Annotated in this window: 6 protein-coding genes; 1 reads left to right on the forward strand and 5 read right to left on the reverse strand. The window is 35.2% G+C overall.

The window, feature by feature from the left end; translation table 11 throughout:
• Positions 1 to 30: 30 nt before the first annotated feature.
• The 4 genes from ilvB to ACNQGB_RS15250 form a co-directional block, all read right to left on the reverse strand.
• Positions 31 to 1,725, reverse strand: coding sequence for a biosynthetic-type acetolactate synthase large subunit (ilvB, locus tag ACNQGB_RS15235; protein ID WP_417945800.1), 1,695 nt, complete (start codon positions 1,723 to 1,725; stop codon positions 31 to 33).
• Between the two features lie 130 nt (positions 1,726 to 1,855).
• Positions 1,856 to 3,529 (reverse strand): dihydroxy-acid dehydratase, encoded by a 1,674-nt coding sequence (gene ilvD / locus ACNQGB_RS15240; RefSeq protein ID WP_417945798.1) that lies wholly within the window; start codon positions 3,527 to 3,529, stop codon positions 1,856 to 1,858.
• A 40-nt stretch (positions 3,530 to 3,569) separates the two neighbouring features.
• Positions 3,570 to 4,661, reverse strand: coding sequence for a 3-isopropylmalate dehydrogenase (gene leuB / locus ACNQGB_RS15245; RefSeq protein WP_417945796.1), 1,092 nt, complete (start codon positions 4,659 to 4,661; stop codon positions 3,570 to 3,572).
• A 32-nt stretch (positions 4,662 to 4,693) separates the two neighbouring features.
• Positions 4,694 to 5,869, reverse strand: coding sequence for a 2-isopropylmalate synthase (locus tag ACNQGB_RS15250; RefSeq protein ID WP_417945794.1), 1,176 nt, complete (start codon positions 5,867 to 5,869; stop codon positions 4,694 to 4,696).
• Positions 5,870 to 6,022: 153 nt separating this feature from the next.
• On the opposite strand from ACNQGB_RS15250, the gene ACNQGB_RS15255 reads away from it, so the two are divergent.
• Positions 6,023 to 7,567 carry a hypothetical protein gene (locus ACNQGB_RS15255; RefSeq protein WP_417945793.1) on the forward strand — a complete coding sequence of 515 codons (1,545 nt, stop codon included), beginning with the start codon at positions 6,023 to 6,025 and terminating at the stop codon, positions 7,565 to 7,567.
• A gap of 14 nt (positions 7,568 to 7,581) precedes the next feature.
• On the opposite strand, the gene ACNQGB_RS15260 is transcribed toward ACNQGB_RS15255, so the two are convergent.
• The gene (locus ACNQGB_RS15260) at positions 7,582 to 7,806 is read right to left on the reverse strand and encodes a hypothetical protein (protein ID WP_417945791.1); all 225 of its coding nucleotides are present in this window, start codon (positions 7,804 to 7,806) and stop codon (positions 7,582 to 7,584) included.
• Positions 7,807 to 8,012: the final 206 nt, after the last annotated feature.

Genomic DNA, 8,012 nt, shown 5'->3' on the forward strand with positions numbered 1-8,012 from the left:
ACAACTTTAAACCTTAAACTTTAAACTATTTTAGGACAACCGAATGTCCGAAACCGATGCCCCTGTTGGGATCATTGGGAATACGTTATTTTCTTTTTCTACCATAACTTCTAGGAAATAGGATTCCTTTGAAGCCATCATTTCGGCAACGGCAGCATCAAGATCTTCTCTTTTAGTTACTTTTTTAGCTTTGATATAATAACCTTCTGCAATAGCTATAAAATTAGGGTTGATCATTTCTGTAGAAGCGTATCTTTTGTCAAAAAACAATTGTTGCCACTGGCGCACCATGCCTAAAAACTCATTATTTAGTACTACAATTTTCACGGGAACTTTCGTTTGGAAAATAGTTCCTAATTCTTGAATGGTCATTTGGAAACCTCCATCTCCAATAATGGCAACAACTTCACGATCTGGCATTCCCATTTTGGCACCAATTGCAGCCGGTAAAGCAAATCCCATAGTTCCTAAACCACCAGATGTTACATTACTTTTTGTCGAATTGAATTTGGCATAGCGACACGCAAACATTTGGTGTTGTCCCACATCCGAAACCATAATGGCATCACCTTTAGAATGTTTATTAATCATTTCAATCGTTTCTCCCATCGAAATTCCCTCTCTCTTAGGTTTTAACTCATCATTGATTACCGCTTCTAATTCTATTTCATATTTCTCTTTAAATTCATCGTGCCAAGATTCATGAGAGTTACTTTCAATTAAAGGAAGTAGAGCTGCTAAAGACTCTTTTAAGTCGGCCAAAACTGCTACCGTAGTTTTTACATTCTTATCGACTTCTGCAGGATCAATTTCGAAATGAATTACTTTGGCTTGTTTGGCGTACGTAGCTAAATTTCCTGTCACTCGATCGTCAAAACGCATTCCAAGCGCTATTAAAACATCGCACTCATTCGTCAAAACATTAGGACCATAATTACCATGCATGCCCAACATTCCTACATTTAATGGATGATCTGTTGGCATTGCTGAAAGTCCTAAAATGGTCCAAGCAGCTGGAATTCCTGATTTTTCAACTAAGGCTTTTAACTCGGCTTCCGCTTCACTAAGAATTACACCTTGACCAAATATGATAAATGGCTTTTTGGCAGTATTAATTAATTCAGCTGCTGCCGCTACTTTTTCAAGATTTAAAGCTGGCTTTGGATTGTAGCTTCTAATACTGGTACATTTTTTATAGCTGAATTCCATTTCGTCAAATTGCGCATTTTTTGTAATATCAATTAATACAGGACCTGGGCGACCAGATCTTGCAATAAAAAAAGCTTTAGCAATAATCTCCGGAATTTCTGAAGCCTCTGTGATTTGATAATTCCATTTGGTTACTGGGGTTGAAATTCCAATGATATCCGTTTCTTGAAACGCATCAGATCCCAATAAATGCTTCCCAACTTGACCCGTAATGCAAACCATAGGAGTCGAATCGATTTGCGCATCAGCAATCCCTGTAACCAAATTTGTTGCTCCCGGTCCCGATGTTGCAATGGCCACTCCTACTTTTCCTGTTGCTCTTGCGTACCCTTGTGCAGCATGCGTTGCGCCTTGCTCATGACGTACGAGCACATGATGCAATTGATCTTTAAATTTATATAGTTCGTCGTAAACAGGCATTATAGCGCCTCCTGGATATCCATAAATTAAATCAACTCCTTCCGCTAATAAGCATCTTATAACTGCCTCTGCTCCTGATATTTTATTTGTTCCCATGGGTACGTTTATTATTTTTCCTCCCCCCTTACCCCCTCCGAAGGAGGGAGAGCCGAAACCGGCATAGGGAAATTTATAGTTATTATTTGTTGCTCAACTCCCACCCCTTTGGGGAGGGATGGGGTGGGGACTATTTATCGGTTACACATCCTTCAGAGGCACTTGAGACCGAACGTATATATTTAAGTAACACTCCTTTTTTAATAGTGGATTCGGGTTGCACCCAAAGCGCTTTTCGAGCGTTAAATTCATCATCAGAAATTTTGAGGTTGATGGTGTTTTTAACTGCATCAATTGTGATAATATCTCCATTTTTGACTAATGCTATTCCACCTCCATCATACGCCTCAGGCGTTATGTGACCTACAACAAAACCATGTGAACCACCCGAAAATCTACCATCAGTAATCAAAGCAACACTTTTTCCCAGACCAGCGCCCATAATTGCTGATGTAGGCTTTAGCATTTCAGGCATACCAGGACCACCTTTAGGACCGCAATACCTAATGACGACAACATTTCCTGGTTTGACTTCTCCTCCACGAACTCCTTTTATTACATCGTGTTCATTTTCATAAACAATGGCATCACCTTCAAAATATTCCCCTTCATTGCCACTAATTTTTGCAACACAACCTTCTGTGGCTAGATTTCCATAAAGGATCTGGATATTTCCTGTACTTTTTAATGCTTTCTGAATTTTATGAATCACATCTTGACCATCATTCAAATCAGGAACAGTTGCTAAATTCTCTGCTATTGTTTTTCCAGTGACGGTCAAACAATGTCCGTGCAATAAACCTTCTTTTAGTAAATATTTCATTACAGCTGGAACACCACCCACCGCATGTAAATCTTCCATAAGGTATTTTCCGCTGGGTTTTAAGTCGGCTAGCAAAGGCGTTTTGTCACTAATTCTTTGAAAATCATCTAATGTAATTTCGATATCTACAGAATGAGCCATAGCAATCAAGTGCATTACTGCATTTGTAGAACCTCCTAAAACAGCTACCATTGTAATAGCATTTTCAAAGGCCCCACGTGTCATGATGTCTCTTGGTTTGATATCTTGTTCTAATAAAATTTTAATGGCTTTACCGGCTTCAAGACATTCTTGCTTTTTTTCTGGGCTTAATGCAGGATTAGATGAACTGTAGGGCAAACTCATTCCTAAAGCTTCAATAGCTGAGGACATCGTATTCGCGGTGTACATTCCGCCACAAGCGCCTGCACCGGGACAAGAGTTTTGAATAACGCCTTTGAAATCTTCGGGTGAAATGGTATTGTTAAATTTTTTTCCCAAAGCTTCAAAAGCCGAAACAATATTCAATGATTCTCCTTTCCATTTTCCAGAATGAATACTGCCACCATATACCATAATTGCAGGGCGATTTAATCTACCCATAGCCATAACCGATCCTGGCATATTTTTATCACAACCCGGAATAGCAATCAGTCCATCATACCATTGTGCTCCTACTACCGTCTCAATAGAGTCGGCAATAACATCTCGCGAAACCAATGAATAACGCATTCCGTCTGTACCGTTAGACATCCCATCGCTCACACCAATAGTATTAAAAATCAATCCTACTAAATCTTCTTTCCAAACCCCTGTTTTTATATCTTTAGCCAAGTCGTTCAGGTGCATGTTACAAGGATTTCCCTCGTAGCCCATGCTTACAATTCCAACTTGAGCTTTCTTTAAATCGTTTTCAGTTAAACCAATTCCATATAGCATAGCTTGTGCAGCGGGCTGCGTTTCATCTTGCGTTATGGTTTTGCTGTATTTATTTAATTCCATTTTTCTCTTTTATAGTACTGTTTTACAGTCGCTTTTGATTTTAAACAATAGTAGATTGTCCGATGTAAACATTATCACTTTTAAAATAGAGATCGTCTTTGCTTAAAATATAATTAGCAATAAAATCTCCTACTTCGTTGGTTCCAAATTTTGAATACGGATTCAAATCAGGTGTGACGACATTCAATTCAATAGCTTTATCAACCGCTTCATGTACTTTAAGAGATTCACTGTGAAGTCCAAAATGTTCCAAAAGCATAGCAGCAGATAGTATTGAAGCAATAGGATTTGCAATATTTTTTCTTTTTCCTTCTTGAAAACTACCATGAATAGGTTCGAAAAGTGCCGTTGAATTACCAAACGATGCCGATGGCAGTAATCCTATTGCACCAGTAATTACGCTAGCTTCATCAGATAAAATATCTCCAAATAAATTCTCAGTTAGAATCACATCAAATTGTTTTGGATTAATAATAATTTGCATCGCAGCATTATCAACAAAAAGAAAGTCTAAAACTACATCTGGGTAGTCTTGTGCAATTTCGGTTACTACTTTTCTCCATAATCGAGATGTTTCAAGTATACTGGCTTTATCGACCAAAGTGACTTTTTTTCTTCTTTTTAGTGCCGTTCTGAAAGCCAAATGAGTGATTCTAATGATTTCTTCCTCTGAATATTCACATAAATCAGAGGCAAAAGTGCCTTGCTCATTGATCTTTTTCTCACTAAAATACGAACCGCCTGAAATTTCTCTGAAAATAATAAAATCAGTACCATCAATAATTTTTCTTTTTAAAGGGGACAAATCCAATAAATCAGTGTACGGTTTTATAGGTCTAATATTTGCAAATAAACCAAGCGCCTGCCTTAGTTTTAAAAGTCCTTGTATGGGATTTAAATTCGTATCATCAACAGAGCCAAATAGTACGGCATCAGTATTTAGACAAAGATTTAAAGTTTGTTCTGGTAATGGATTTCCAGTTTTTTCGATAGCAATTGCCCCAATAAGAGCGTCTTCAAAAATAAATTCATGATCGAAAACGACACCTATGGCGTACAATGCTTTTTTGGCTTGTAAAACTACTTCAGGACCTATTCCGTCTCCTGCTAGTACTGCTATTTTTAAGTTCATATTACTACGATTTATATTTTTAACATCAGAAATTAATTCAAGAGTAATTCCTTACTCATTTTACAAGCTGTAACGATTTGATGAATGTCATTATCTATAACTTCTTTTTTTATGTCAGCAAACTTTAAAAATTCTTTATAAACAATATCCAGTTGCACTTTTGTTAACTCATATCCTATTTTTTTGGCTCTGTAGGCTAATGCTGCTCGACCGCTTCTGGCCGTAAGAACTATTGAGGATTCGTTTACTCCTACTTCTTTTGGGTCCATTATTTCATAGGTTGCCCTGTTTTTGATGACACCATCTTGATGAATTCCGGAGCTGTGTGCAAATGCGTTTGCTCCAACAATTGCTTTATTTGGTTGCACCATCATTCCCATACTTTCAGATACTAACCTGCTCATTTCGTTGATCTGACGTGTATTAATATTAGTATCCAAGTTTAAGTAAGGATGTTGCTTAAAAATCATAACTACTTCTTCAAGTGCCGTATTACCAGCTCTTTCTCCTATTCCGTTGATGGTACATTCTATTTGTCTGGCACCGTTTACAGCTCCAGCGATAGAATTTGCCGTGGCCATACCCAAATCATTGTGGCAGTGGCAAGACAAGACCACATTATCAATCCCTCTAACATTTTCTTTCAAATATTTAATTTTTGCTCCATATTCCTCTGGCAAGCAATATCCTGTAGTATCTGGAATATTAAGAACAGTAGCACCTGATTTAATCGCTTCCTCACAGACTCGAGCTAGAAAATCATTGTCAGTTCGGCCAGCATCTTCAGCATAAAATTCAACATCTTCAACGTAGGATTTAGCATGTGAAACAGCATATTTGGCTCTAGCAATAATGTCTTCTCGGGTAGTATTTAATTTGTATCGAATGTGTGAATCAGAGGTGCCAATTCCGGTATGGATTCGTGGTCTTTTGGCATGTTTTAAAGCTTGAGCAGCTATATCTATGTCATTTTTAACGGCCCTTGTCAAGCCGCAAACAATGGCATTTTTAACTACTTTACTAATTTCTGAAACAGATAAAAAATCTCCTGGACTTGAAACCGGAAAACCAGCCTCAATAATATCTACTCCCATTTCGTCTAATCGATTTGCAATAACTAGTTTTTGGTTGGTATCTAACTTACATCCTGGAACTTGTTCGCCGTCTCTTAAAGTGGTATCAAAAATTTGAACTTTCTCTCTATTCATTTTCATTTATTTAGTGTAATTTCACAACCCTAAACAAAAATATCTTTCATTAAGTTATTAAGAAACTCAATTTAATGAAATATACTGCTTATAAAGCAATTGTTAAGCTTATAAATACCTTATTATCAATAAACTAAGCTAACTTATTTTACAATGGCTAACCATCAAAAAGATTTCTTATTCGTATTAATTAAATCCCTTTCAAAATCTGAAAAAAGACAATTCAAGATTTTTGCCAGTAGATTAGAAACGAGTTCAAATACAAAATTTATTGAACTATTTAATATTCTAGACAAATCTGATGCCTATGATGAGAAGCTAATTTTGAAAAGTGGCATCATAAAAAAAGTGCAATTATCGAATTTAAAATCCTACTTGTACAAGCAAATTTTAGTGAGTATTCGATTGAATATTCCGAGTCAGAATATGCGTTACCAAATTCGTGAACAAATTGATTTTGCAACTATTTTATACAACAAAGGATTGTATAGGCAAAGTCTAAAAATTTTAGATAAAACTAAAATCCTCGCTTTAGAAAATGACGAAAAACTAATGGCATATGAAATTGTAGAATTCGAAAAACTAATCGAATCACAATACATTACCCGAAGTATTCAAGGTCGTGCTGACGAATTAGTGGTGCAAGCCAAGGAATTAAATTACAGAAATACTATTTCGAGTAAATTGTCTAATTTATCGTTGCAACTGTATGGCATTATGTTGAAAACTGGCTATGTAAAAACGGATGCAGAATACACCTATATCGATGATTATTTTAGGAAACATATTTCAAAATTCGATCAATCAAAATTTGGCTTCCGTGAAAAATACTGGTTTTATAATGCCAATTTGTGGCGAAGTTTTTTGGTACAAGATTTTTTATCGTGCTACAAATATGCTTTAAAATGGGTGACGCTCTTTTATGATACTCCAAGTATGATATATTTGAATCCTGTATTTTTTCTAAAAGGGAACCATTATTTGTTGGAGTCCTTGTACATGCTGAAATACAAATCTAAGTTCAAAAAATATTTGGTTTTATTAGAAGAAACAACAAAAGATCCTCGCTTTCCAGTAAACGATAATATTGCTTCCCTATCCTTTTTATATTTGTACAATAACAAACTAAACTTCCATATTCTAGAAGGTACTTTTATAGAAAGTGAATACCTAATCCCTGAAATTTTAGCAAAATTAAAAACGCATAGTGAGCATCTTGACGAGCATCACGAAATGTTGTTTTATTACAAAATTGCCTCTATTTATTTTGGCACCGAAAAATATGCCGAATGTATTTTGTACTTAGAAAAAATCATCAACAACAAAAATCTTTCTATGCGAGAGGATTTAATGTGTTTTTCGAGACTACTTTGTTTGATTGCACATTATGAATTGGGGAAAGATTACTATTTAGAAAATCAACTTAAAAACACGTATAAGTTTTTACTCAAAATGAATGATTTGCATGAAGTGCAAAAAGAAATTATCAAGTTTTTAAAAAATTTAAACTCCATTTATCCAACAGATATCAAAAAGGAGTTTGTAAAAATGAGAGCACGTTTTATCGAACTAGAGAAAAACACCTACGAAAAAAGAGCTTTTTTATATCTAGATATTATTTCTTGGCTGGAAAGCAAAATCGAAAACAGAAAAATTAGCGATATTATTAAAGAAAAAGCAAAATTGAGTAATCGTTAAGAAGGAAACAGATGCTATTCTATTTCTTTCCTACCTCTAATAATATCATCGAATGCAGCGCACTTTACAAATTCTTGTTCACCTTCGATAATCATTGGCAAAAATACAAATTCAACTTCTGATAAATCTTCTTTCAGGTAAAAAGCCATATCGTCTAGTTTGTAAAACCATTCTTTATCAAATTGAATTTTAAGAATGGTGGCATCTTTAATGAGTAATTTTTCTTTTAGTGGCTTCATTAGAGTTTGATAGTATTATTTTTCAAAAATAAAATATCAAATAATAACGCCCAAATGATGGAGCGAATTTATTTTTAAACATTGTATTTAAACAAAAGCTGTGTTCAACTCATAAGTGCAACAAACTTATTATTTAGAGTTTCAATAGGACTAAGGTAATTGAATTTTCTAATGGGTCTGTTATTAATTGATAATTCTACTTGTTT

Source organism: Flavobacterium frigidum (assembly GCF_048286795.2).

Coding starts and splice junctions, on each gene's coding strand:
- ilvB (WP_417945800.1), bottom strand. CDS start 1,725: ATGGGAACAAATAAAATATCAGGAGCAGAGGCAGTTATAAGATGCTTA.
- ilvD (WP_417945798.1), bottom strand. CDS start 3,529: ATGGAATTAAATAAATACAGCAAAACCATAACGCAAGATGAAACGCAG.
- leuB (WP_417945796.1), bottom strand. CDS start 4,661: ATGAACTTAAAAATAGCAGTACTAGCAGGAGACGGAATAGGTCCTGAA.
- ACNQGB_RS15250 (WP_417945794.1), bottom strand. CDS start 5,869: ATGAATAGAGAGAAAGTTCAAATTTTTGATACCACTTTAAGAGACGGC.
- ACNQGB_RS15255 (WP_417945793.1), top strand. CDS start 6,023: ATGGCTAACCATCAAAAAGATTTCTTATTCGTATTAATTAAATCCCTT.
- ACNQGB_RS15260 (WP_417945791.1), bottom strand. CDS start 7,806: ATGAAGCCACTAAAAGAAAAATTACTCATTAAAGATGCCACCATTCTT.